This is a genomic window from Paenibacillus sinensis (assembly GCF_019904155.1).
Classification (GTDB): Bacteria; Bacillota; Bacilli; order Paenibacillales; family Paenibacillaceae; genus Paenibacillus_AQ; species Paenibacillus_AQ sinensis.
In genome coordinates this window covers 123,588-148,593 of record NZ_JAHCMB010000128.1, presented here as the reverse complement: position 1 = coordinate 148,593, position 25,006 = coordinate 123,588, and the positions used below count along the sequence as shown (strand labels likewise).

Genomic DNA, 25,006 nt, shown 5'->3' with positions numbered 1-25,006 from the left:
TAGAAAGATGCCCCCTCGTCATAAGGATGCAACTTTAGTCATAACGGAAAAAAACATAGTTTTTCGAAAGCGGTAACATAAATGACCTGACTGAACCGGAGCCCGGAAGAAGATGACAGTCCGGACCCCAGTCGGGAGAGGATTTTCTGATACGGTGCAGTTGGCTGAAATCGGGATCAATCCTTATAGCAAAGGCGAGAACAGGCGGGCAATCGTCTCTTTGTATTTTTGGATTTGCGGTCGTTGTGCATATTGGGACAGCTCGATTTCCCGACTTTCCTGCAAGTCCCTGTCAAAGTCATGGACCAGTCTGTCGACAGTCGTCCCGTCATAGAAGATCGCATGCAATTCGAATTGTCCATAGAAGCTGCGAATATCCATATTGGCTGATCCGGAACAAGCCAGATCATCGGCAATGATGACCTTGGCGTGGAGGAAACCTTTCTCATACAGATAGAAGCGGACTCCGGCCTGCAGCAATTCCTGCACATAAGACATGGAGGCCAGGTGAACGAATTTCGAATCCGGAACAGCCGGCAAAATGATGCGAACATCGACTCCGGTAACGGCTGCCGTCCGCAAAGCCAGAATAATTCCGGGCTCCAGCACGAAATAGGGGGATTCGATATAGATCCTTCTCTTGGCGGAAGCAAAGCAGGAGAAGAAGAGTTCATGTATGGGTTCGTCAGGTCCGCTTTTTATCATACGCACCCGCTCCTTCCCCTTGCCTTCCTGAAGCGGATAATAGTCCGGATCGGTCAGCAAAACTCTTTTCACGAAATACCAGTCGGTCAGAAACGCAAATTGAATCCAGCCAACCGCATCGCCCTCGATCCGGAAATGAGTGTCTCTCCAATAACCGATTTTCGGATCTCTCCCCAAATATTCATCCCCGATGTTTAGACCGCCGAAATACCCGATTCGGCCATCCACGACCACGATCTTCCGATGGTTGCGATAATTCAGGCGTCCGGTAAAAAAAGAGAGGAACGGAGGGGAAAAACATCCGGTTTCCGCCCCGGCCTCATGCAATCGGTTCACAAAAGACTTCTTCAATTTAAGGCAGCCGATTCCGTCATAGATCAGCTTCACCTTAACTCCTTCCCGGGCTTTGCGGATCAATAACTGCTGAAAGCGGGAGCCGAGATGATCATCACGGATAATATAAAATTCGATATGGATATGATGTCTGGCCGAGGCGATGGCCCGAAGCATATCTTCAAAGGCTTGTTCTCCCTTGGAGAACACAGCCGTCTTATTGCCGGCCGTCACAGGGAGAGCTGCCGTATGTCCCGGCTTCAGACCCGGACTGCCATTCGGACTCGCTGCGGCATCCGGACATTCCTCTGTCAGCTTCCGCCGGCCCCGGTCCGACAACTGTTCCCTGACTTGTTCGAGCAGCAGCTTATCCTCTGGATTGTCCGGACGCTTGTCGGCATATTCCTTACCTATAAAAAAATAAAGGACGTAGCCAATCAGCGGAAGAACGGCAGCGACGACGACCCAGGTGATCGCTTTATACGGACGCCGAAGCTCGAAGATTACAATCGCAATGATTTGAATAGCCTCTAGAAAAAGCGCTGCAATGGCCCACAGCAATGTCAGTCTCACCCCCGTAGTAAAGGGTATCACAGGTCTGAATGGTTTATTCAGAGCTCCGTTCCCGGATACTGGCTAACTGTTATATCTTATGAACTTTCCGGTCAAGCCGTATACGCCATTCGCTGCTGTACAGGCAACAACGTGACGGCTGACCCGCAGCGGATCGCCGAATCTCCTATAGTTCTTGGGCTGAAGCTGACCCGGCGACAGGTTCCGGTGTGCCAATGCTTCCTCGAACTCCTTCTGCGCGGCCTGCTTGGCTTTGAACAGCATCATCTGCACCCGGCTGTACACATTGACCGCTCCATCCCCCGTCGTTTCGATCGGCAGAAAGATAGCTTCGGGATATTTCTCGGTGATCAGCGACTGCACACCGTCCGACACGCCGGATGAAGGCATGCAGCCGAAGGGCTTGACCGAAATGGTCATGTTCACTTTCCGCTTCACCACGTTCAGAATCAGCTTGCCCACCTCCATATGCCCCTCCCCGCCGCGCAGCTGGTTGTTATAGAACTCATGGGCGACATCGGCGATCTCCTCCATATCAGGAAGAGGATACCGACGCAGACCCATGATTCTGGCATAGGCTTGAAACAGGACACGGACGGAGCGATCCGCAAGCCATAACATACGCAAGCGGGAGTAGGGCTTCTTCCCCATCAGACCGTTCTTGCCGGGGTCGGCATTACGCAGACCGATTCGCTGTGAGGTATCGAAACGCCCGGACCAGATGAGGAACAGAATCCAGGCCGTTAGCGGCTGTACCTCCACCTCGGCTCCCTCGCTCTCCAAAAAGCGCTGCAGCCGGTAGTTCCCGTCCCCCTCGGTCGTCATCGCCCAGAACTCGCCGATTATGCTGACCCTTGGCTTGACCCTGGTACGATCCACGGACACGGCATGAAATTCCCCACGGCATTTGAGAAGCGCCGGCAGCAGCGGCTTGTGCTTGCTCAGCGCTTCGTATAGGTATAGCTTGCAATGCTCCAGGGCGGCGTCCGTTGAACCGGTCTTCAGCTCATAAGGACGAATCCGATAAGCCAGCGCATATAAAATGTCTCCAAGCAGAACAGCCTTCAGTACACCGATGAAGAACGGTGCATTCAGCTTCAGCGCCGATTCTCCGCCTGCCGCCTGTTTCAGCCCGTCCGTCTGCTTGAACTCAAGCACGCGAAAACCGCCGAACCCCGCATCGCGCAGAGCTTTCCGGTATTCCGTAATGTAGGTGCCGAAGCGGCAGGGGCCGCAGGACCCGCTGGTGACGAACAGGTAGTTAGAAACAATTTCCTCCTTCGATTTGCCTTCCACATCACGAAGGTATTGCAGATGCTTGATGAGATTTCCCACAGTGAAATAAGTCGGGTTGCACTGCCCGCGATTGCCGAATTCCTTGCCGCAGCGGAGCGACTCATTGTCCGGGCAGTCCAAATGCTGCACCCGGTATCCCATTCCTTTCAGCGCTCCCTCCAGCAAATAATCCTGCGCCATCGTCAGTCCCCCGAACAGAATTGTCGTGGCGGCTTTATCTTTGGCCAGGAACCGGCCCGGAGCGGGTTCGAACCAATGGACTTTGAACTCTTGATCCAAGCCTGCAAGATGTTCCTGTATGTCAACTGCCATGCTCAATTCACTCCTTTGTACGAGATCGCTCCGGTATACCCGTCTTGCTTCAGACCTGACAGCTCCGCCCGTTTTTGTTCGATGTAATGCTGCAGCTCCGCTTTTTTGCGGGCCAAATCCTGCAAGCGCTCTTCGTGCAGCCCCAGGCTGTGAGCATACGTCTTGACCCGGATTTTGATCGATCCGCCCGGCTTGTTGCCGTCGATTTCATGAAGCGCCGAGTAAGGGGCGCCAGCCGCGGAGATGATCGAATCGATCAGCCCATAGGTCGGTGCGTCATGACCGCATTTGAAGCTGGACAGATCCAGCACCGCCACATGGGGATGGCGTGCAGCGAACTTGGCCGCCCATACTTTTTGCGCGCTATTGGCGCTGAAATTCTCCGGCCACACATCGCCGACTTCAAGCGCGGTCGCCACCCGCCCGCTCCTCAGGTCGCCGTCGAAGAAGCGGCGCAGCCAGGCTTCGTCTGTAGGAATCGAACGCATGGACAGGATGGGATAACCCAGTACCTGAAACTCATCAAGTACGCCGTGATTCAAACCCGGATCGGAATGGTAGGGACGCCCGATCATCAAGATGGCGAGGCGATTTTCCCGTTCAACCTGCTCCAGGATGAGCCGCCCCTTCTCCTTCATTTCCGCATCGAATTGCTCCATCGCCTTCCAGCCCTGCTCTACGGCAAAATCACTTTCGTCCTCGGTGATCTGCAAAATGTCCGCAAACGCGTCATACAGCTGTCTTTTCATCAGATTCCGTTCGATAAACGTCACGGCCGGGTCCATATACGCAATTCCCCGCGCAGCGAAGAAATCCACTTCCTTGGTAAAAGCGGCCTTGATCACGTTCGGGGCGCCGGCCGCGACCGGGCAGCTTGATGAATCCATCACATGGTTCAAATAGGTCGGCAGATGGGTGATGCACGGGAAAAAGAGAATATCCAGCGCCTTAACCTCATGATGCTTGAACAGCAAATTGTGAACATGGGCTTGGGCTATTTTTGACGGATAGCACGGGTCGATCGAGCCGTACTTCCCGCCTTCCTGCCACATGCCTTCGCTGGTGTAATCGCTGAATACGATGTTTCGTCCGCCTACGCCGAGCGCTTCGAAATAGGTACGCCAAAAGGGCGCCGTTGACCAAATGTTCAGTACCCGGGGAATCCCGATGCGCATCTTGCCTCGCCGATCCATCGCCTCTGCGGAAGAGCGCGTAAAGCTGATCTGGCCTGGCTTGGACTGCCTGCCGCGCAAGCCGTGAAGCCAGCCTGGCTTCGAGCGGGCAGCCTCCTGCGAAATTGGCTCCGATTCGGGCAGCGGCTCGGCATCGTAGAGATGCTGGAACATGCGGCGCGCCTCGTATTCGACGAGATTGGGATACTGCTGTCTCAGTTGCTGCCGCTCCTTCATCAGCTTGACGACCGCTTCCTGGTCTTCCACCGTGCCTTTCTCGCAGGAGAAGCCGGAAATGTAGCGGGCGGTTTGACCATCCGGCGTCCTGGAGTCGATGAAGGTGCGGCTGCAGTGATTGGGACAAAACTGGCAGCGGGTATAGTCATCGTTCCGGCTGACATAGCGGAGGTCAATCGCCGCATCGAGCCCAAGAAAGGTCGAATAACCCCGGCGCTTGACCACGCGCAGCGTCTCCATTGCCGCTCCGATCGCCCCTGCTTCTCCGGGATGCGGATGAATGTAAACTTCGGCATCCTGAACCCTCTGCATGATGTAATCGACTTGGGCTTTAACCGCAGCCAGATTATATTGGGTGCCGCCCTGGAGCACGAACTTGCGGCCAAGTTCGGCCATGCGCGGAATCTGAACGACGTACTGCCAGATGTTCTTCGGCAGGACAAGAGCAAGTCCGGCGAGCAATTCTTCTGCGGAATATCCCTCTTTCTGAAAATTCACCCGGTCCGCGTCGAGGAACACGGCGCAGCCGTAAGTAAATTTCGGGCTGAGGCCGGCCCTGAAGGCCGTGTCTGCATAATCCTGTACTGGAATCCCGAACTGGTCGGCCATTGCTTGCAGCAGCATTCCGTTCCCGGCCGAGCATTGATTCGACAGCTTGAAGTTTCGGATATCCCCGTTCTTCAGGAACAGAACCTTGATATCCTGTCCTCCGATGTCGCAGATGACATCGATGTCACCGAATTGACGGACCGCACTCATCATATGGGCGACGGTCTCCACGATATTGACATCCGCCTTCAGTGTCTGTTCCAGAACATCCGCGGCATATCCCGTGGCGCCGAAGCCGATAATCTCCAATTGGGCTCCCTGCTTCCGCACCTTGTCACGAATGCGAAGCAGCATTTCCTTCGTGTCCTCCAGCGGATTCCCCTTGGAGAGCTGGTATTCCTTCAGGAGAATCCGTCCCTGCTCGTCCACCAGAACGGCTTTCGATGAAGTGGACCCGCCGTCAACGCCGATCACCGCCTTAACCTTCTCCCCCGGAGCAAAGACCGTCTGCTCGAACCGGGGAATGCTGTAGATGAGGCGGAATTGATTCAACTCGTCTGCGGAGCCTGCCAGCGGCGGCCCTGCTTTTTCGCCCAATCTGGCATTGCGTCCATGTGCAACATACGCCTTCAGCACCTCCAGCCCTTGGTATAGACCGGCATCCGCCGGTTCATGCAGCCCGTACAGAACCGCTCCGTAAGCGGCATAATACTGCGAGTGGTCCGGGACAAATATCAGGTCCTCGATTGCCTCGTTGGACGGATAATCGTATCCCCGATCCCGCCAGGTCTGTGGAATCCGCTTCTGCCAGCATTCCTGCAGAAAGGGCAGATACGTATTCGGTCCTCCCAGGAGCAGCACACGGTGGCGGAGCGTATTGCCGCGCGTGAGTACGGAAAGGTTCTGCATGACGATCGCATCTGCCAGCGAGCACATGATTTCCGGCGAAGGAATGCCGCTCTTCACCAAGTTCACGATATCCGTCTCGGCAAATACTCCGCATTTGGCAGCCACATGGTGCAGCTTCGAATCATCAAAATGCAGCTTGCCCACCTCTTCCATAGGCATCCCCACTTTGATCATGCATTTGTCGATCGTCGCCCCGGTCCCGGATGCGCATTTATCGTTCATGGATGTGAATACTTGTTTGGTCCCCGTCTCCTTGTTCTCCTTGAAAATGATGATCTTGGCATCCTGCCCTCCAAGCTCGATGACGCTCCCGGCTTCGGGATGCAGCTGCTCCACGGCCATGGTAACCGCGTTGACTTCCTGCACAAATTTAGCTCCGATATGCGGAGCAATAGGCCCGCTGCCGGAGCCGGTCGCAAAGACGCGAATGTTGTCCTGCTTGACGTCCGGAAATTTGCTGCCGATGACAAGCAATAATTCCATTACTTTCTCCGCCTGCTTCGTATGATGGCGTTGATAGTCCGACCAGAGGATAGCTTTGCTGTCCGGGTCCACTACAGTTGCTTTGACTGTGGTCGAGCCAATGTCGATCCCGATGATCAAGGAGCCCGCCCGTTGGGCGATGATAGTCATAAACACATCTCCCGCTTCCGTTTGTTTTCAGTTAATTTACACTAAAAGAATGATATTTATCACAATATACAATAAAAGTAATAATTTTCTATTCAAAAAAAGCAAAAAGCCGCCGAGACGTTCTCGACAGCTTAGAGGCTGCAGGAGCTATGGAGTTACTCCAAGGTAATCGTTAAAACACCCCAGCGACCCGCTTCTATGAAAGCCTGATCGTAACCGTGTAGTCCAGTGGCGTAATCAGGTTGACGATTACCTTGAGGCAGCCGTCCGGATACGCCATTCCTCGAATCCCGGCCTGTATATGGTCATGGACTCCATGGTCCAGCTCCATCCAATCTTCCCCGGACATATAACGCAGCTTCCCTCCGGTCCAGAACGAGGAGTCTCTCAGTCCGGGAGCCGGCAACAGCTTGCCCTCGAGGCTTCCTTCGGAGCCGAACAGCAGAACAACCTGAGTTAAAACGTCGGACGGCTCCTCCGAAATGAGATGCAGCTTCCAGCCTTCGTCTGTTTCCGTGACGACAGCATGCACCCGGCAGCGCTGGGCATGGGTTAGCGGGCGATCCTGATGCGGGAGCAGATACCAGGGGCTGGACGGCCCATCGGCGGAAAGCGGCAGCTTCTCCTCCGGAACCGGGCCGTAGTAACCTTTTTCCATGACAGTTTCCAGTCTGTAAGCATCTCCCGCTTCCTCCATCGAGGTCATGGTGATAAGCCCCGGCTCGAAGCTGGAAGCAAGCTGGACACCGAGCAGACGGGCTTTGCCATGTCTTAGCGAGAAGAATGAGGAGGTCTCCGTCATGACGGTGGCGCTCGTCTTCTCCCGGCGGATGCGGGCAACCGGCGCGCCGAACTCCGTGTGCAGCTTGCTATGGTAAATCCGGCCGCCGTGACCGGCCTTCTCGATGCCGGACAGCAGCTCCTGCCGGTTGAAGGTCTGGTTGATGACCTTCCGGTAAGTGACGGGCAGCTCGCCCGGCGCAACGGAATTGGCATGCATTTGCGGATACAGCAGAAATCCCAGCATGCTGTTGTTCGGAAGCGAGCCGGGATTCGTTACCCCTGCACCGGCCAGTTCAGCCATGGCGGCGAATTCGGGGTCCTGATCATGCTCGGCCATCAGCTTATACGTGAGATAATAATCCTCAAGCGTGTGGATGCTACCGAAGTCCTGGCGCCCCGAGTAATCGGTCACGACTTCACCGTCAGGATGTACCAGATATTTCATCATCCGCAGATTCCGGCGGACCGGCTCCAGCAGCTCCGGACGTTCGAGATCCTGCGCAGCGTAATAGAGCATAATGTCGCTGACCGTGTTGTAGATTCCGTTGCTCCGCTCGGTCCATTCGCCGTCAGGCGTAATGTCCATTCCCTCCCGAAGCCATTCATCGGCCCGCGACTTCAGCTCTGGGAGGCCAAAGATGCGGAACAGCGAACCCAGAGCCGCCGTAAGCACCCACCGGTGATTGGGCGTATGCACACCGCCGGTCAGCATAGCCGGAATCGTCCGCTGTAGGAACAATCCGACCTTTCCGGTTAAATCGTCAAGCTTGTCCCATTCCTCCCGATTTAGAAGCGTGAGCACATTGGCCAGACCGACGACGACAAACGCCGTGTCCGGCGGGGAGTGATAATTGGTCCAGCCGGGGGAGATGGTGCCGTCTTCATGCTGAAAGCGCAGCATGAAATCCATCCCCTCTTCCAGCCTGGCCAGAAGTTCAAGGCTTCTGTAATACCCGGAAGACGAACCCAGCAGCGAGCCGGTCCATACTGCCAGGATCAGCGCGGTGCCGGTATGGCTGGGCCAGGCGACGCCGGTAAACGGATCGCGTATGCCCCCAAAATAACGGTTATCCTTGTCCATAATTTGCCGCTGGACCGATTCCTCGGTCCATTTGTCGTTCAAGGCGGTTAGCTTGTTAAACATGAGTTCTCCTCCCGGCCAGCCCTGTAAAAAGATAAAGCCCGCGCATCTTGACCAGCAACACTTCCGACTCTCTGCTCTTGGGCGCAAATCTTCCTCTCACGATTCCCGTTTCCTGTTTCATTGTTCAGATCGTCCTCCCCTATGCACCTAATATCAGAGAGTCATCGGACTGCGGCCAGTCGCCGTCAGTCTGCTTCTTGCAGCAGCCGCCGCGCCGATAGCGCCGGCGCTGTTGCCGAGCTTGGCTCTACGAATTGGAACGGAAAGTCGAGGCGTGTAGCGGCTGACTCGTTCCGCAATCTCCGTCTCATAGCCCGCATTCTTCTCAACGACGCCTCCGCCAAGCACAATCAGCTCCAGATCAAGGGTAATCAGCATGTTCTTGATCGTTAGCGCCATCAGATCATAAGCCCGGTTTAGGATCGAAACCGCCGCAGCGTCTCCTTGCATCGCGGCTTCGAACACATGCCTGGCCTCGGGAACGGTCCCGGAAGCCAGCTTCCGGATCAGCGTGTCAGCTGAAGCATCCCGTACAAGCTCAGCGGCCTGTCTGCCAATGCCGGTTCCCGATACAACCAGTTCGAACGGCCCGAATTCGCTGTCCTCTGGCTTGTCACCCGCATGTCCCCCCATGCTTTCATTTGCCACGGGTCCCAAATTCAGATAACCGATTTCCCCGGCGGAATAGCGGGCTCCACGGTACAGCTGTCCGTTCAGGAAGAGCGCTCCTCCAATGCCGGTTCCGATTGTAATCATCATAAAATGCTCCGCACCGGCAGCCGCTCCGGCATCCTGCTCTCCAAGCGCAGCCATGTTGACATCATTGTCGAGTACGACAACGCCGGTATAATAGCGGGAAATAATAGCCCTTATGTCTTCATACGGCCAATTCAGTGCGGGGGCACTCGACAGGATGCCCGTCGATTCATTCATGACGCCCGGCAGTCCGATGCCGATCCCGGCGAGTGCGGCAAGCGATGAGCCGTATGTTCGGCACAACTGGTCCAATTCCACGAACAGCCACAGAAAAAACTGCCGGGGATCGCGGCTTAGCTTGGTCTCAAGCTTATGTTCGGTTTGAATGACTCCATTCTCATCAGTCAGACAAATCAATGTCTTGGTTCCTCCGATATCCAATCCTGCGCAATAAATAGGGCTGTGTGACTCTCTGCTGTCGGTTGTCAAGGTCAGTACCTCCATGTTCAATTTCAATTATTAGATGGAGACGACGATTGATAGGCCTCCCGGATGTGCCGAAGAGCCGCCTGTACCGCTGTCTGAATGGCTCCCAGAACGACATCCTTCTCCTGATGCCGGGTAACGTCCAGGCATGGACGGCTGTAGAATCCGGACAGCCGTCTCTCGAGTCGCGGAAGCAGCACATCGGCATTGCGACCGATGCCTCCTCCGAGCACCACCGTCTCGGGAGCGATCACGGCGCAGAGATTGATGAGTGCTTCGGCCAGCAGTTCGCAATAGGCGTCCATTACAGCCATGGCCGCAGCATCTCCGCCCCGTGCCTGTTCAATCAATCTTTCCGGCGACACTCCGGGCTCCTTCAGCGAGCGGCCTTCTCTCTCTCCCGCTTCTCCGCCGAAGCGGGCTGCCAGACGCATCAGCCCGCCTGCGGAGAGAACCTCCTCCACTCGCTCTCCGTGAAGCGTCATGTTGGCGAACTCGCCGGCCGCTCCCCGGAAGCCGTGGAAGATGGCCCCATTCAGAACCAGACCTCCGCCGGTTCCCTCCCCCAACGAGAAATAGAGCAGGGGGCCGGATTCTGCGCCGCCCTGTATCGTGAATTCGGCCAGCGCGGCCAGATTCACATCATTCTCCGTCTCGACGCGCACCGGAAGCAGCGCGTTCAGCTGCGCCCGCGAGAGCGATTGCTCCGCTCCAGGGAGCGGCGGCACAAGCTGGGATACCTCCCCCGATGCCGTGTCGACGATGCCCGGTATCCCGATTGTGGCGGCCTGGATGCTGCGCCATGTCATGCCCTGCTCCAGCAGCAGAGCCTCCGCTTCGGCCAGAATCAAGGCCTGAAGCTCCGCACCCTGCATGCCTTCTTTCGGCATCGGAGTCTGCCTGAAGCCACAGAGCTGCCCCTCCAGATCCCCGAGCGCCGTTCGAATCCGGGTCGCCCCGAGGTCGATTCCGAGCACGTAATAACAGGTCCGGTTGAATTCGAGCAGTGTGGATTTCCGTCCCTGCGAGTTATCTCCCCTCCCGGTTTCCCTGACCAAGCCGCGTTCAATCAGTTGAAGAATGGCAGATGATACCGTTGGCTTGCTCAGCCCCGTCCGCCGGCTTAGCTCTGCGCGGGAGAGCGGTCCGTCTGCAATGATCCGCTCAAGAAGCGTCCATTCATTCAAATTTCTCAGGTAGGCGGGAGTGCCTGATGAGCTTCCTTTCATTTCAACCCCTGCTTCCTCTTCTCTCAAACTTTTTTCACTCGAACTTCTTTTTTTCTTTCAAACCTCTGTTTCCCTCGAATATCTTCTTCTCTCAAACTTCTTCTCTCAAACTTCTTCTCTCAGACTTATTTCTCTCAAAGGGAGTGTCGCCTTGCTTAGCAGTCTCGAACACAAACCTGATTTAGTTAGTTAAATTTATTAACTAATAATACAGAAGGTTTGGACTTAGTTCCAGCATTTATTTTCCGGCAGCCCAATTCCAGTTATCTAGGTGCATTTGAAAGGGCTGACCGGTAGCGACCGCTGGCATGATGAAGATATCTTCGCCGCTTATTCGTAATACACACGGATATTCAAATCCTGATCATAATTGCCGAATCCCCGCCCGAAGACAGTTAGTCCTCCCCTTCTCCGGCCCGCCGGCTCCGCCGTTATCCGGAGGCTCCACTGCTCCTTGCGCCAGTCCACATCATCCAGGCTAATCCCCGACATCTGCTGCCCGTCCATGAATGTTCCCGTCTTACGGATACGCAGCACCTTCAGCGTGCCGTACTGATTCACATCGGCATGCCACCAGCCAGGGGTGAATCTTCCCTTTGTCGCCCCGAAATCTCCAGGGCTTGTCCACTTCCCGAGGTCCACACCATTCAGGGTGAAGCCGATGTCGGACGGCCATTTCTCGCTGATCTTCGGAGCCTCCGAGCCGATTTCCATGGAAATCTCAATTTCCTGAACCGTCTGGTCAGAGGCGAGATAATTGGGCAGCCGGTATTCCACATACCCTTTGGCGAACCACAGAATACCGGCGTCCGCCCGCCGGGGGTCGGCAAAATACCGGGGATCGTCATAATAGCCGATGATCTGTTCCTTCGTCGCTATTCCGCAGGTCGGATGAGCTTCAAAATCGGTGTACTGACCGATCGGCACCGAGAATTCAACGACCTTCTGCGCCGTCTGCTGGGCACGGGACAGCCGGATCTGCAAATAGTTGGCCGAGAGCGAGCATATTTTATAAGTCGCACCATCCACCCTGCACATTTTCCCGCTTACCAGTCCGGCCTCCTGAAGCTTGCTCACATGCGAACTGACAATGGCGCTGCTGAGGTACAGCTCGGCTGCCAATTCCTTAATCGATCTTGGCCGCTCATCGAGCAGCTCGATGATTTTGAGGCGAACCTCGCTGGCGAGCGCTTCGTAGACGAGCAGCGACTCTTTGCTGGTTGAGAGATACATGACATTTTCCTCCTAAACTGAATATCCGCTTGTTCTGGTGGGAAAAGTGAAGGCGTACTTGTGCGCCTAGCGTATTTTCAATTTGTCCACCAATAGGCGTTATTCGCAGCAACCGTCTATTCCTTCTGCTTTCCTCGGGAAGGCACCGTGCGCCTAGCGCATTTTTAGCTTGTCCATCAAATTGGCGTTATTCGCAGAAACCGACTATTCCTTCTGCTTTCCTCGGGAAGGCACACTAGAATTACGAATTATATTAATCCTGAACATTGTTCTTGTCTATCCACCTGGCGAAAATTAAGATTATGAATATAAGCAGCTGCGTATGAATTAACCAAATAGCTAAATGCACAACAGGGAGGAATTACATTGACCATTCGAGCATCCATGATTGCAGATAAGGATTTTGTATTGGCCGAGGTAGACAAACGGATTTACGGATCATTCATCGAGCATTTGGGAAGAGCAGTGTATGGGGGAATTTATGAGCCGGGCCATCCCAACGCCGATGAGAACGGTTTCCGACTCGATGTTCTCAAGGCAGTCCGCGACCTAAATGTGCCGATCATCCGGTATCCTGGAGGCAACTTCGTATCCGGCTACAACTGGGAGGACGGAGTCGGCCCGGTCGAATCCCGCAAGCGCCGGCTGGAGTTGGCCTGGTGGACCACGGAGACCAATGAGATCGGAACGAATGAATTCGCTGAATGGGCAAAAATGGCGGGCAGCGAAGTCATGATGGCCGTCAACCTTGGCACACGCGGCATCGATGCCGCCCGAAACCTGGTGGAATACTGCAATCACCCCTCCGGCACTTACTGGAGCGATCTGCGGATCTCTCACGGCTACCGCGAGCCTCACCGGTTCAAGACCTGGTGCCTCGGCAACGAAATGGACGGCCCCTGGCAGATCGGGGCCAAAACGGCAACCGAGTACGGCAGACTTGCCAATGAAACGGCCAAAGTCATGAAATGGGTGGACCCGTCGCTCGAACTGGTTGCCTGCGGCAGCTCCGGCAGCGACATGTCAACCTTTGCCGAGTGGGAGGCGACCGTTCTGGATTTGTGTTATGAGAACGTCGATTTCCTCTCCCTGCACATGTACTATAACAATCATGAAGACAATACGCCGAATTTCCTGGCCCGCTCGCTAAACCTGGATCATTTTATCGGCAGCGTCGCCGCCATCTGCGATTATATTCAAGCCAAGAAAAAGAGCCGCAAGAAAATCCACCTCTCCCTCGATGAATGGAATGTGTGGAAGACGCAAGGGACCAGCCTGGCTGAAACCCGCTGGCAGATCGCTCCGCCGGAATGCGAAGATGTCTATAACATGGAAGATGCGCTCGTGGTCGGCTGCTGCCTGATTACGATGCTGAAGCATGCCGACCGGGTCCGGATGGCCTGCCTCGCACAGCTGGTTAATGTGATCGCTCCGATCACCACGGAGAAAGGCGGCGGAATGTGGCTCCATACGACCTACTATCCGTATCTCCATGCCTCGATGTACGGAAGAGGAACCGTGCTGCATCCCATGATCAAATCGCCAAAATACGATTCCAAGGACTTCACTGACGTTCCTTATCTCGAATCGGTCTGCATTTATAAGGAAGAAACTGGCGAGATTACCGTCTTTGCGGTCAACCGGCACTTGTCCGAGACGATGGATCTCACGCTGGACCTCCGCAGCTTCGGAGCCGTCGAGCTGGTCGAGCATATCGTGATGGAGCACCACGATTTGAAGGCAGTTAACAGCAAGGAAGAGCCGAACCGCATCACCCCTCGCACCGGCGGCCAGACCTTCAAGGAAGAAGCAGCCTTCAAGAGCATTTTACCGAAGGCGTCATGGAATGTTATCCGGTTGAAGCTGCAAGGATAAACGCTCGAGGACAAAGTAAACGAAAGTCATTTTACGTTTGCGATCCTGTCTTGTCATCTTGTCCTATCAGTGTCAGATTAGCGGATAGCGCTGAATAGCTGCGAATAGCCCCGGTCTATATAGACTTGGGGCTTCTTCTGTGTGATCACCTTATAAAAAAAATGCCCAGCGCTCAAAGCGCCAGACACTCTACCCAATCTATTTATTTGTTCTCCGGCCCTTCCAGATAGCCGACATTTTCGGCGGCTGCGGCGGTTTCGGCATCCCCTGGGGCAAATTCAAAGCCGTAGCTTTTGCACAGCGCCTCCATTCCTCCCGGATACCTGGCCCCTACCGGATTGAACTTCCATTCCGACCGATACCTGTACAGTTCTCCGGCTACAACCGCACTTCCTCTACCGTATACAGCCTCGAATGGGAACCGGACCAACAACGCCCCTGAATCGGCATCAATCAAAGTGACGCTAGTCTTCACACTCCACTCCATTGGAGCCAACGCCCCTTCATCAGACGGAATCAACGCCAAGACGATCCGGTCAATTTCATTCGGAAGCCGAGCGAAATCGACTATGAGATGAGACTTGTCCGGCTGCGGCTTGTAGGACAAGACCGAATAATCCCCGTTAGTTCGACGGCCATGGCAGATGAAGCCATCATCCGGCAGACAGCAGCCATCCTTGTTTAACAGGAACGCGGCTCCATCCATGTTCACGCCACCGCTGCTCATCTCTCCGTTCATTTCAACTAGCATCCTGAAAAGCCGATGCTCCCGGTTGAGCCCTATACGCTGCCCCTTGATCAATTCCAAACCGGAATGATGGGTCGCTGAATTCGCTGAAATCGTTGGCTGAACACCTTTTGCCAGCCTATTTCCAGCATTAGGAGTAACGACCCGCTGGCTCTCTGCCGCTTGCTTATTCTCTTCTTTGCCTGAGCGTTTCTTGGAGTTTTTCTGAATTTGGGTGGAAAAAGGGGTATAACCCCCGGGATACAAGTTCCCGGCCGAATACCCTTGACTGCTGCATAAGGAAATCGCATCGGCATGTCCTTCCCGCTCCATCAGCTTGAGCAAAATGCCGGCGGCGGCTCTGGCGTCATCAAGAGCGTCATGATGCTTCAAGGAAATCCCGAAATGCCTGGAAATCGCATCAAGCCTATGGGAAGTCAATTCCTTAAGCATTTTTTTGCCTAATAGATAGGTGCACAGGTATTGAAAGGACGGATAGGCTGTCCCAGCCTCATCCAGACAGTAACGGATTACGCTCATGTCGAAGGAAGCATTATGAGCCACTACAATTTGCCCTTGCAGCAAGGGTTCCAGAGTGGGCCAAAGCTCGCCAAAGGTAGGTTTGCCGCGCACCATTGAAGGAGTAATCCCATGTATGGCGATATTTCTGCCGTCGAAAGGGCTTTGAGGATCGATCAGCCAATTATGCTCAGCAATGATTTGTCCTTCCTTGACCTGTACGAGTCCCAGTGCACAAGCGCTGGATCGGCCCGCATTGGCGGTTTCAAAATCGATAGCCGTAAAATTCATATGTATCCCCTTGTCAGTCAAGTATAGCTTCAGTTTATGACAGCGGGCGGACAAAGACAATCCAGCTATTTACAAAGAAAGTAAAGCATGCTATTCCTTAACTAACCGATTAAACCAAGGAGAGGATTGCGTGCAGTTGATCAAAGGACAAAAAACAGATATTACGAAAGGACGAAACCTATCGGGCCTTTCTTTGAATTTTGGATGGACAGCCGAGATAGCGGGGATCGGGATTGACGCCGCCGCTTTTTTGCTGTCAGAGCGGAATCGCTGTGAGCGGGACGAGGATTTTATTTTCTACGGAAACCCGCAGTCTGTAAACGGTGCTGTAACTCATACCCCATTAAGCCCGCCCGACAGGGAAAAAATCAGCATTTCGCTTAACCGGCTGCCGCAGGAGATTACCCGCATCGCTTTGACGATGACAATCTACGAAGGGGACAAGCAGGGACATACGATGAAGCAGGTGAAAGACGCCTATCTTCGAATCGTGGATGAAGGAAGTGGCGAAGAACTCGGCCAGTTCCATTACGGCGCGGACTTGTCTGACGAAACCGCTATAGTGGCAGCGGAGCTCTACCGGTACAACGGCGAATGGAAGCTTCATGCAGTGGGCAGCGGATTTAATGGTGGACTTGCCGCATTGTGCACTCATTATGGGCTGGAGGTAGAGGACTCCGGGGATACCGAGTCTGCCGCCGCTGCGGAGGCAATCTCTGAGGCCGCCCCTGCACCTGAGGCTCCGACGCAAGCTCTCGTACCTGCTCCGACATCCGCTCCGGCACCAACTCCAACACCAACACCTAATCCGACACCTCCTCCTACGACTGCTCCTACGACTGCTCCTACGGCTCCGGTTTCATCCGGGATTGATTTGCGCAAGAAGCTGGTACAGATCACGCTAGAGAAGAAAAAGCTGACAGGCGTGCGCGCAAGAGTAGGCATTGTGCTGGATATCAGCGGCTCCATGCAGAGACTTTATAACAATGGGACTGTCCAGGAGGTTGTAGAGCGGGTGCTGGCGGTTGCCGCAAAATTTGATGATAATGGTTCGCTCGATGTATGGGTGTACGATAATGAATTCAGCCGCCTGCCGTCCGTCACGGAACGGGATTTCGGGCGCTATGTATTCACGCATATTCTCAACAATCGGGAAATCCACAAGTTCGGCGCGAACAACGAGCCCCCGGTTATAGAAGACGTGATCCGCAAGTACACCAAAGAAGAGCAAGATGAGACCCCGGTGTTCCTTATTTTTATCAACGACGGTGGTGTTGTTCTCAAGACCAAGAAGGCCATTCATGCGGCTTCCGGAGAACCGATCTTCTGGCAGTTTGTCGGCATCGGCAAGTCCGATTTCAAGGTGCTGAAGCAGTTGGATACGCTGGAAGGCAGACTGGTTGACAATGCCAACTTTATTCAGTTGAACGATATCGAGCGCATCTCCGATGAAGAGCTGTATGAACGGCTGCTCAATGAATTCCCCCTCTGGCTCCGGGCAGCGAAAGCGAAACGGATTATACCGTAACAAAAGTTGAGGATGTCGGTTGGCGGCGTACTTTACCAATCTTTTCATTTGGCGAAAGCCCCGATGACCATCCGGTCATCGGGGCTTAATCTGTCTATCCGGTTAACGCATAAGTTCCGCCTGTACAATACGTCCTGTCCTGCCCTGTCCGTCACATTCCTCTTGGTCCTTCAGTGAAGTTTCCACAGATGGATGCGTATTGCCCGGGAAATCGGCGGACCGGCTATGCTCTACCCTTAGTTGAACTTCCACGCCGTCAAGCTGAGGCTTCCCCACTGGTAGCTTCGATGCAGCAGCTCGGCGCTGTGGACGGAATCCCCGCTCCCCATTGCCAGCAGCAGCGGAATGAAATGCTCGCTGGTAGGTACGGCGCGTTCGGCATGCGGGGCAAGCTCCCGATACTGCAGCAGCTCCTCCAAATTCCAATCCTCCAGCCGCGATTGAATCCACGTATCAAACTCCAATGCCCAGGAATCGACCGACTCCGGTCCGGCGCCCCAAGAAATCTGGCGAAGATTGTGGACAATGCCGCCGCTGCCAATGATGAGAACATCCTGCTCGCGAAGCTCGCCCAGCGCCTTGCCGATCTCGTACTGCTCCTTATTGCTCAGGTAGCGGTTAACCGACAGGGCGACGACCGGAATATCCGCATCCGGATAAATCAGCTTAAGCACTGCCCATGAGCCATGATCCAGTCCACGGGACGTGTCGGGAACGCTTGGAATGCCCGCGCCGTTCAACAGCGACAAAACCTGAGCGCTCAGCGAGGCATCTCCCGGAGCCGGATATTTCATTTGGTACATCTCATCCGGGAAGCCGTAGAAATCATAAATCGTTCCATGTTCACTAACCTGGCTCACCTGTTGAACCCGGTCCTCCCAATGGGCGGAAAAAATAACGATCGCCTTCGGCTTCCGCGGCAGCGTGGACGCAAACTTTTTCAGAAATTCGGTGTATTCATGATCCTCTATAACAAGCGACGGAGCCCCATGGGCGAAGAAAAAGGATGGCATCATAGCGTTTCACTCCTCATTAAAATTAGTATGCGAATCGGAAAAAGCGTCCTGCTCCAGGAACCGCAGCACTTCTGCCTGGTTCTCTCCGGTGACGGTATGCCCGGAAGGATAGATGCGGAAGATCACTTGATCGTTCCTCGACTTGAAGAAATCCGCGGTCTCGTAACCGATCCTTACCGGAAAGACGGGATCAAACTCCCCGTGCGAGATGAAAATGGACAGCTTCTCCACACTGCGGACCGGGTACTCGTTCTTGACGAAATCGGGCACGTAACCGTTCAGCGCCGCAATGCCCTTGAGCCGATCCCCCATCGTCAGCGCGAGTGAAGATGCGAGAATCGCACCCTGGCTGAACCCGACTACATAACGTCTTGCCGGATCGACCGCATATTGCGCCGATGCCTCTTCAATAAAGGCCTCCAGTCCGGCCGCCGCTTCGTCAAACTGCTCACGTACGGGATTCCCCAAACTTTTCAACTCATAATATTGGAAGCCCGGCCCCATCTCCCGGTCCCCCCGGATGCCGAACAGAATGAATTTGGTGCCAAGAGGCTTCAGCAGTTCAAGCAGATCGCGCTCATTCGAGCCTTTTCCATGAAGTGCGAACACTGCCGGATAGCGTGAATCCTCATTGTAATTGTCGGGCAGAACAACTGTATAAGGATAATCCTTCATCGGCCTTGGCCTCCTTTATTAAAAAGCGCACGGTCCAGCGACATCCCCGTCTGTCCGGCCGCGGCCAGATACAGGGCGATCAGGATAAAAGCGATGTCCAGCTCATACCCGGCGGATTGTCCGTTGCCGAGAAGGCCGGCAGGAAGCTTGGCTGTGACGATGGCGCCAATAAGCACGGCGATAAACAATACCGACACATAACGGGTGAACAATCCAACGATAAGCAGCGCCCCGCCGACAAGCTCGATGCCCGTTACCACATAAGCCATGAAGCCGGGAAGCCCTAGCCCTGAGAACCATCCCGACACGCTATCTAGTCCCATCTGCAGCTTGTTGATTCCGTGCGCCAGGAACAGAATCCCCAATGCAACACGCATGATAATCGTAACAGTAGGCTTCATTCTATAACCCCTCCAAAATATTAGTAATGTGTAATTAATTTTTATATTACAAATTTAATCAATACATGCTGGTCTGTCAATAACAAATTTGTTATTATGAATATATAATTACTATCGCTAATATTTTCATTTGAGGTGATCCCCCATGGATATCGGTTCAACCATACGATCCATCCGCAAGCGAAAAAATATTACCATTGCCCAAATTTGCGAGCAGACCGGCTTGTCGCAAGGCTTCATGAGCCAGGTTGAGACCAACAAGACCTCCCCGTCCATCAGCACGCTGGAGAGCATCGCCCAGGCGCTAAAGGTGCCCCTGCCCTACCTCCTGCTCCGCAAGGAGGAGCGGATGCACATTGTCAGAGCCTCGGAGCGCCAGCAGACGACAAGCGGGCCCGACCGTCTGAAGGTCTCCCATCTGGGCCAGACCCAGAACATGCGGATGATGCTTGTGGAGATTCCGCCAGGTTCCTCAACCGGTGAAATCCCCCATGCTCATGAAGGCCAGGAGACGCATCTCGTTCTGTCGGGCACGGTCCTGGCCGAGCAAGGCGAAGACATTGCCGAGCTGAGGGAAGGAGATTCTTTTAGCTGGAATGCCTGCACACCTCACCGGGTACAGAACATCGGAGACGAGACTGCCGTTATTTTAATTACCGTCTACATGGAGCGTCAGGAAGACTGGAGCATGAATTAGGATTGCCGGTTTTTCTTGAATAAAATCAGCGCCGCCCGGCTATCGGGCGGTTTGCTCCTCGGCTTGCAGCCCGTTAACCTGCTGATAATCTGCGCCTTGCAGTCTTAGTGATCTGCGACATACAGCTCTGGTAATCTGCCGATACAGCTCTGATATTCCGCCGCTCACAGCCCTAGTGATCGCTTAAATAAGCAATTATTCCTGCTCTCAGCAAATCAATCTACAAAAGCTCTAGGTCCGTAACTTTGATAAATGCCTGTTATTCCCGAAATAAGGGCTCTGGCGTCCAAAGTCCTTGCATCAAAAAAACACCCCGCCATCCGAAGATAGCGGGGTGTTAATGTTACTGTGGGGCAGCTTATGAAGCCTGGCCAAGCATGCGGTAGATAATTACCGCCGCCTGGGCACGGTTAGCGAGTTCCTTCGGCGCGAACTTCGATGCATCTACACCCTTGATGATGCCCAGCTGAGTCAGCTGTGCGACAGGGAGCTTCGCGTAGGATGCAATCTTGGAGCTGTCGGAGAACGACTTCAGAGCAGAGTTCTGGTCGATCGGCTGCAGCTGCGATTTAAGCGCGTTGTAGATCATAGTCGCCATTTCTTCCCGGGTTACCTGGCGTCCCGGTTCGAATTTGCCGCCGCCGGAGCCTGATACGATGCCCGCCTTATATGCTCTGGCGATCGAATCCGTATACCAGGCATTGCTCTTGACATCGGTGAAGCTGTTGCTGCCGGCTGCTTCAGGCAGATTCAATGCACGAACGAGCATCGTAACAAATTCCGCACGGGTTACAGTCTTCTGCGGAGCGAAGGTGCCGTCGCCCATGCCTTTAAGAATACCCTTGTCCGTTAGCGATTGAATCGCTTCCTGAGCCCATGCTACCTTGCCCAAGTCCGTGAACTTCGGAGCTGCGGAAGCAGTCGGAGCCGGAGTTGCACTTGGTGCAGGGGTTGCGGACGGAGTTGGCGTCGGTGAAGCGGACGCGCTCGGCTTCGGTGTTGCTGTCGAACCCGAACCTGATCCGGAGCCTGGAGTCGTTACGTTGGTAATACGTCCTTCAACAGAAGCGGTAATTTGGCCGCCATTGAACTTCTTGACGATGTAATCGTAGAATACGTCCAGATCGATCGGACCAGCCAGAGAGTCGGATGCTTCTGTCAGTACCTTGTAGTTGTCTCCGCCTGCCGCCATGAAGTTGTTGACGACTGCCGTGTACTTCTGAGTATCCTGGATTGGTGTGCCATCGGCTTTTGTCAGAGATGCAATCCGGCTCTCAACCGGCAGGTACATATTGGCCGTGTATTTGAGGCCCGAAATTTGCAGTGTCTTGGTGTCAGCTGTACCATCAGCCTTCACAGCCCATTGCTGTTTCAGCAGCGTCTTGATCTGTGCACCGGTCAGCGTCAGCTTCACCAGCGTATTGCCGAATGGCTGAATCTTGGCCAGGTCGCCGAAGGAAACATTGCCGGCCGGAAGATCGGCGCGGATGCCGCCCGGATTCATGAAGGCGAAGTCAGCCGGTCCTTTGTTGTCGCCAAAGGCTGCGTCGCGCATTGCATCGGCGATCAGGTTGCCCAGAGCCGATTCATTGTTGTATGCATCCGTACGGGTAATGCTTCCGTCCGTTGTACCAACCGGGCGGGTCAGCTCCGGATGCTTGTTCAGATATTCATTGACCAGCGCTGCGGTAGCGGCATCAGGAGTTACTCCCTGCTGGAATGTCGTTGTAACGGTAGCGGACTTATCTTTCACATCGCCCGTTGTGTGGTCGATGACCAGCTTGATGTCTTCAAACGCCGTTCCGTAGGAATATGCCTGGACAATCAGCTTGCCGTTCACGGTGCCGTTGGCAAGAGCGTGGTTGTCGCCGGCCACGATAACGTCTACCGGAGAATTCGCCGGAAGCGCATTGGCCAGATCGGCAGCTTCACCAGTCGTCAGACCATCCTTGGTCGTTGCCGGATCATGGGCCAGAACGATGATTGTCTGTACACCCTTGCTCTGCAGCTCGGCTGCATATTTCTCTACAGCCTGCGCTTCTTCCTCAGGAGACAGGAAGTGTACGCCTGCTGTGCCTGCAGGAGAAACCTTGCTTGGCGTCGCTTTGGTAACCAGACCGATAAATCCGATCTTAACGCCTCCGATTTCCTTAATGACATAAGGATTGATGATCGGCTTGCCTGTTACATTGTCAATCGTGTTGGCATTCACGTAATCGAAATCCGTACCGGCGTGAACGATGCTCTCATTCTTCGGATCTTTACCGCCGTACAGCTGGGATTTCAATGCGTCCACACCTTGGTCGAACTCATGGTTGCCGAGGGAACCGACATCAAAGCCCATCATGTTCATCCACTTGATCGTCGGTTCATCGCGCTCCAGAGAAGATACCGGAGCAGAGGCTCCTACCGAGTCGCCGTTGTGGAACAGCAGCGAGTGCTCATACTTCGCTTGAGCCTGCTTCAGATAGGTCGCCAGAATAGCGGCTGTGCCTACAGACTTGCCGCTGACAATAGATGTCGTGTCCAGCTGGCCGTGGAAGTCGTTAATACCGATCAGGTGAACTTCTACATCCTGGGTCGGCGCAGGTTGCGCTTCATTCAGATTCAGATTATAAATGCTGAACCCTCTCTCATCCTTTTGTCCGGTGGAGGACATGTAGGACGGAAGACTTGCAGCCGCCAGAGGCGAAGACGTAAAGGTTACATTCACATTGCTCTTGATCGGAGCGATAGACCAGTTGCCATCCGCAGTCGGATCAATCGTTCCGGCTTCGGTGATGTAATCCATCAGAACCTGACGGTTCTCCATCTGGGAGTCGATGATCATCTTCGATCCCTTGACACCCGGGAAGTTGCCGCCGCCGCTTGCACGATAGTTGTTCGTCACAACGACGAAGTCCTGATTCAGATTGAGCGGTTCATTGTTATAGGTTACATCGACCACCCGGCTGGAGGTTGGGTCGTTGATCGTACCGTCTGGTTTGTATTTCGCATTCTTGGTCACGTCGATTTTGTACTGAATGCCATCGATAACGTCAAAGTTATAGACAGCGAACTTGGAATTGAGCAAAGACTGCGGTGTAGTAATGCGGGTCTTGATTTGGTTAAAAGCACCTGCGCTCATTTCCAGCCATTCCTTGACGACCGAACCTTTGACTACAATTGCCTTAAGCGTATTGTCATACAGATACAGATCACTCGCACTGCGGATCGTCAGCGGACCGGCATCAATGCTTGTATACTCGTCCGGGCCGTTGCGTCCCGCTTTGAACGGAGCGCCTACACTGAGAATCGGCAAGCCCTTGTACTGGGACAGGTTTCCGTCGGTGTTGATCAGATTCTCGACATAGCGCTTCTGCGCGTAAGTTACGATCTGAACGGTCGGGTCATCCTGAACGAGCGCAAAATAGCTGTTCATCGGCGCCAGTGTGGTGCCAAGCGGAGTTCCGGTATAATCGCGGGTAGCCTCATGATCGCCGCCCACCGCATTCAGAACAGCCGGATCTTCCGCAACATCCTTGGCCGAGCGGGTCGATGCTTTGGAAGCACCCTTGTCCACTGTCCATTTGCCGCTTCCGTCCTGAGTGATCACAAGATCGATCAGGCCGAGATAACCGCCGCCGAAGCCGGCTTGTACAGCCGGAACATCGTGGATATGGCCGTTCACATTATCGATGTAAGAATAAGGCTGCTTGGTGGACGGGTCCTTGAAGGAAGCATCCAGCGCCGTGTTGTCGCCGTTCGTCGGGAACGCCTTGTGCGTATGCGAGAATGTGATGGCGTCGATGCCTGGCACCTGGCTCAGCGCGTTAATGTCATTCTCGGAGCCGTCTCCGATAGACGCCGCGGAGTCAAAGCCCGAGTGAGCCATGGCGACAATTACATCGGCTCCACGCGCCTTCATTTCCGGAACGAACTTCTCAGCGGTTGCCGCAATATCTGCAGTTGTAACCTTACCTTCGAGGTTCGCCTTGTCCCAATCCATGATCTGCGGCGTTACAAGACCGAGCAGGCCGACATGAAGTGTGACATCGTTGCCATTGCTGTCCTTCACTTGCTTGTCCAGAATGACAAAAGGCTCGTATTTGTTCGTTGTCGGATTTCCGCTTCCATCTACGTTGTAAATATTGGCGTTGATATACGGGAAATTGGCCTTGGTTCCAGGCTGTTCGTCTCCCTTGATCGTGCGATCCAGGAAATCCAGACCGTAATTGAATTCATGATTTCCGAAAGTTGCCGCATCATAGCCCATCGTATTGAGGGCGGCGATCATCGGGTGAGCCTTTCCGGCATTTTCAGGAGCCGTCAACGGATTGATCTTTGCTTCATATGTACCCAGCGGCGTACCCTGAATCAAGTCTCCGTTATCGAGCAGCAGGTTATTTTGCTGCTCCGCCCGAGCTGCCTTCACCAATGTGTAGGTTCGGGAAAGCCCGACCGTTGCAGACGGAGCATCCTTGAAGTAGTCCCAGCCGTAGACGTTGGTATGCACGTCCGTCGTGCTCATTAACCTAAGGTCAATTTTAGGCAGTGAAGAGGCCCCAGCACCGGCGGCATCCGCCTTCTCCGTACCCCAAAGTGAACCTAGCGCAGCTCCCCCCAGTATTTGGGCCGTGAACACAGCTCCGGCCAATACGGAAGCCACTCGCTTGTTCCAACGCAGATCTCCCATGAATAAGTGATCCTCCTCTATTATTCTATTATTTCCACTCGGGGGAGATTGTAGCATATAAATTTTATAGAATCTAGCAGAAAATCATAAAGCAAACGTAAAGTATGTAATAAACTTCACACGATAAGTTAAGTAATAGGTTAAATCGAGGTCTTTTTTAACATTATTTTTACATCAATTTGAAGTTAGCGTAACATTTCTAACATCCTATATATTAAAATATTTGTACTATATTTACTTTTTATATTTTTAATTCCATTTTTTTGTTGCACCGATCCTAAAATCGATACAGACAAACAAACGGAGCCGACT

16 protein-coding genes and 1 pseudogene are annotated in these 25,006 nt (G+C 53.9%); 4 read left to right on the top strand and 13 right to left on the bottom strand.

What is annotated here, in order from left to right; translation table 11 throughout:
- Positions 1-183: 183 nt before the first annotated feature.
- The 8 genes from cls to KIH86_RS14650 form a co-directional block, all read right to left on the bottom strand.
- Positions 184-1,611: a cardiolipin synthase gene (gene cls / locus KIH86_RS14680; RefSeq protein WP_223110526.1), complete on the bottom strand. Its 1,428-nt coding sequence runs from the start codon at positions 1,609-1,611 to the stop codon at positions 184-186.
- Positions 1,612-1,674: 63 nt separating this feature from the next.
- Complete coding sequence (locus KIH86_RS14675; RefSeq protein ID WP_235775425.1) at positions 1,675-3,219, bottom strand: 2-hydroxyglutaryl-CoA dehydratase; 1,545 nt, start codon at positions 3,217-3,219, stop codon at positions 1,675-1,677.
- A 2-nt stretch (positions 3,220-3,221) separates the two neighbouring features.
- Positions 3,222-6,719: a BadF/BadG/BcrA/BcrD ATPase family protein gene (locus KIH86_RS14670; RefSeq protein WP_223085292.1), complete on the bottom strand. Its 3,498-nt coding sequence runs from the start codon at positions 6,717-6,719 to the stop codon at positions 3,222-3,224.
- 196 nt (positions 6,720-6,915) lie between these two features.
- Complete coding sequence (locus tag KIH86_RS14665) at positions 6,916-8,646, bottom strand: prenyltransferase/squalene oxidase repeat-containing protein (protein ID WP_223085294.1); 1,731 nt, start codon at positions 8,644-8,646, stop codon at positions 6,916-6,918.
- Positions 8,639-8,767, bottom strand: a complete 129-nt coding sequence (locus tag KIH86_RS29845; RefSeq protein ID WP_262416521.1) for a hypothetical protein — start codon at positions 8,765-8,767, stop codon at positions 8,639-8,641. Before KIH86_RS29845 ends, KIH86_RS14665 begins: the two co-directional genes overlap by 8 nt.
- Before the next feature lie 32 nt (positions 8,768-8,799).
- Positions 8,800-9,831, bottom strand: a complete 1,032-nt coding sequence (locus tag KIH86_RS14660; protein WP_235775424.1) for an ROK family protein — start codon at positions 9,829-9,831, stop codon at positions 8,800-8,802.
- A gap of 23 nt (positions 9,832-9,854) precedes the next feature.
- A complete protein-coding gene (locus KIH86_RS14655) occupies positions 9,855-11,057 on the bottom strand; it encodes an ROK family transcriptional regulator (protein WP_223085296.1) in 1,203 nt (400 codons plus the stop codon).
- A gap of 330 nt (positions 11,058-11,387) precedes the next feature.
- On the bottom strand, positions 11,388-12,290 hold the full coding sequence (locus tag KIH86_RS14650; RefSeq protein WP_223085297.1) for an ArsR/SmtB family transcription factor: 903 nt from the start codon (positions 12,288-12,290) through the stop codon (positions 11,388-11,390).
- Positions 12,291-12,674: 384 nt separating this feature from the next.
- On the opposite strand from KIH86_RS14650, the gene arfA reads away from it, so the two are divergent.
- Complete coding sequence (gene arfA, locus KIH86_RS14645) at positions 12,675-14,165, top strand: arabinosylfuranosidase ArfA (RefSeq protein ID WP_223086056.1); 1,491 nt, start codon at positions 12,675-12,677, stop codon at positions 14,163-14,165.
- A 202-nt stretch (positions 14,166-14,367) separates the two neighbouring features.
- Here arfA and KIH86_RS14640 read toward each other — a convergent pair whose 3' ends face one another.
- Positions 14,368-15,702: an exonuclease domain-containing protein gene (locus KIH86_RS14640; RefSeq protein ID WP_223085299.1), complete on the bottom strand. Its 1,335-nt coding sequence runs from the start codon at positions 15,700-15,702 to the stop codon at positions 14,368-14,370.
- Positions 15,703-15,832: 130 nt separating this feature from the next.
- Between KIH86_RS14640 and KIH86_RS29570 the strand changes: the two are divergent.
- Both KIH86_RS29570 and KIH86_RS29565 read left to right on the top strand, forming a co-directional pair.
- Positions 15,833-16,348: pseudogene (locus KIH86_RS29570) on the top strand (TerD family protein); the annotation flags it as partial.
- Between the two features lie 222 nt (positions 16,349-16,570).
- Positions 16,571-17,230 (top strand): vWA domain-containing protein, encoded by a 660-nt coding sequence (locus KIH86_RS29565; RefSeq protein ID WP_235775430.1) that lies wholly within the window; start codon positions 16,571-16,573, stop codon positions 17,228-17,230.
- A 236-nt stretch (positions 17,231-17,466) separates the two neighbouring features.
- Here KIH86_RS29565 and KIH86_RS14630 read toward each other — a convergent pair whose 3' ends face one another.
- Genes KIH86_RS14630 through KIH86_RS14620 form a run of 3 tightly spaced genes read right to left on the bottom strand, consistent with a single transcriptional unit; the run spans position 17,467 to position 19,322 of the window.
- A complete protein-coding gene (locus tag KIH86_RS14630) occupies positions 17,467-18,246 on the bottom strand; it encodes a DODA-type extradiol aromatic ring-opening family dioxygenase (protein WP_223085308.1) in 780 nt (259 codons plus the stop codon).
- A 6-nt stretch (positions 18,247-18,252) separates the two neighbouring features.
- Positions 18,253-18,921 (bottom strand): alpha/beta hydrolase, encoded by a 669-nt coding sequence (locus tag KIH86_RS14625; protein ID WP_223085310.1) that lies wholly within the window; start codon positions 18,919-18,921, stop codon positions 18,253-18,255.
- Positions 18,918-19,322 (bottom strand): DoxX family protein, encoded by a 405-nt coding sequence (locus KIH86_RS14620; RefSeq protein WP_223085311.1) that lies wholly within the window; start codon positions 19,320-19,322, stop codon positions 18,918-18,920. Before KIH86_RS14620 ends, KIH86_RS14625 begins: the two co-directional genes overlap by 4 nt.
- A gap of 145 nt (positions 19,323-19,467) precedes the next feature.
- Between KIH86_RS14620 and KIH86_RS14615 the strand changes: the two genes are divergently transcribed.
- Positions 19,468-20,019 (top strand): helix-turn-helix domain-containing protein, encoded by a 552-nt coding sequence (locus KIH86_RS14615; RefSeq protein ID WP_223085313.1) that lies wholly within the window; start codon positions 19,468-19,470, stop codon positions 20,017-20,019.
- A 358-nt stretch (positions 20,020-20,377) separates the two neighbouring features.
- On the opposite strand, the gene KIH86_RS14610 is transcribed toward KIH86_RS14615, so the two are convergent.
- Positions 20,378-24,694 (bottom strand): bifunctional 2',3'-cyclic-nucleotide 2'-phosphodiesterase/3'-nucleotidase, encoded by a 4,317-nt coding sequence (locus KIH86_RS14610; RefSeq protein WP_223085315.1) that lies wholly within the window; start codon positions 24,692-24,694, stop codon positions 20,378-20,380.
- Positions 24,695-25,006: the final 312 nt, after the last annotated feature.

Coding starts and splice junctions, on each gene's coding strand:
- KIH86_RS14665 (WP_223085294.1), bottom strand. CDS start 8,646: ATGTTTAACAAGCTAACCGCCTTGAACGACAAATGGACCGAGGAATCG.
- KIH86_RS14615 (WP_223085313.1), top strand. CDS start 19,468: ATGGATATCGGTTCAACCATACGATCCATCCGCAAGCGAAAAAATATT.
- KIH86_RS14625 (WP_223085310.1), bottom strand. CDS start 18,921: ATGAAGGATTATCCTTATACAGTTGTTCTGCCCGACAATTACAATGAG.
- KIH86_RS14640 (WP_223085299.1), bottom strand. CDS start 15,702: ATGAATTTTACGGCTATCGATTTTGAAACCGCCAATGCGGGCCGATCC.
- KIH86_RS14620 (WP_223085311.1), bottom strand. CDS start 19,322: ATGAAGCCTACTGTTACGATTATCATGCGTGTTGCATTGGGGATTCTG.
- KIH86_RS14655 (WP_223085296.1), bottom strand. CDS start 11,057: ATGAAAGGAAGCTCATCAGGCACTCCCGCCTACCTGAGAAATTTGAAT.
- KIH86_RS14650 (WP_223085297.1), bottom strand. CDS start 12,290: ATGTATCTCTCAACCAGCAAAGAGTCGCTGCTCGTCTACGAAGCGCTC.
- KIH86_RS29845 (WP_262416521.1), bottom strand. CDS start 8,767: ATGAAACAGGAAACGGGAATCGTGAGAGGAAGATTTGCGCCCAAGAGC.
- KIH86_RS14610 (WP_223085315.1), bottom strand. CDS start 24,694: ATGGGAGATCTGCGTTGGAACAAGCGAGTGGCTTCCGTATTGGCCGGA.
- KIH86_RS14670 (WP_223085292.1), bottom strand. CDS start 6,719: ATGACTATCATCGCCCAACGGGCGGGCTCCTTGATCATCGGGATCGAC.
- KIH86_RS14630 (WP_223085308.1), bottom strand. CDS start 18,246: ATGATGCCATCCTTTTTCTTCGCCCATGGGGCTCCGTCGCTTGTTATA.
- arfA (WP_223086056.1), top strand. CDS start 12,675: ATGATTGCAGATAAGGATTTTGTATTGGCCGAGGTAGACAAACGGATT.
- KIH86_RS14675 (WP_235775425.1), bottom strand. CDS start 3,219: ATGGCAGTTGACATACAGGAACATCTTGCAGGCTTGGATCAAGAGTTC.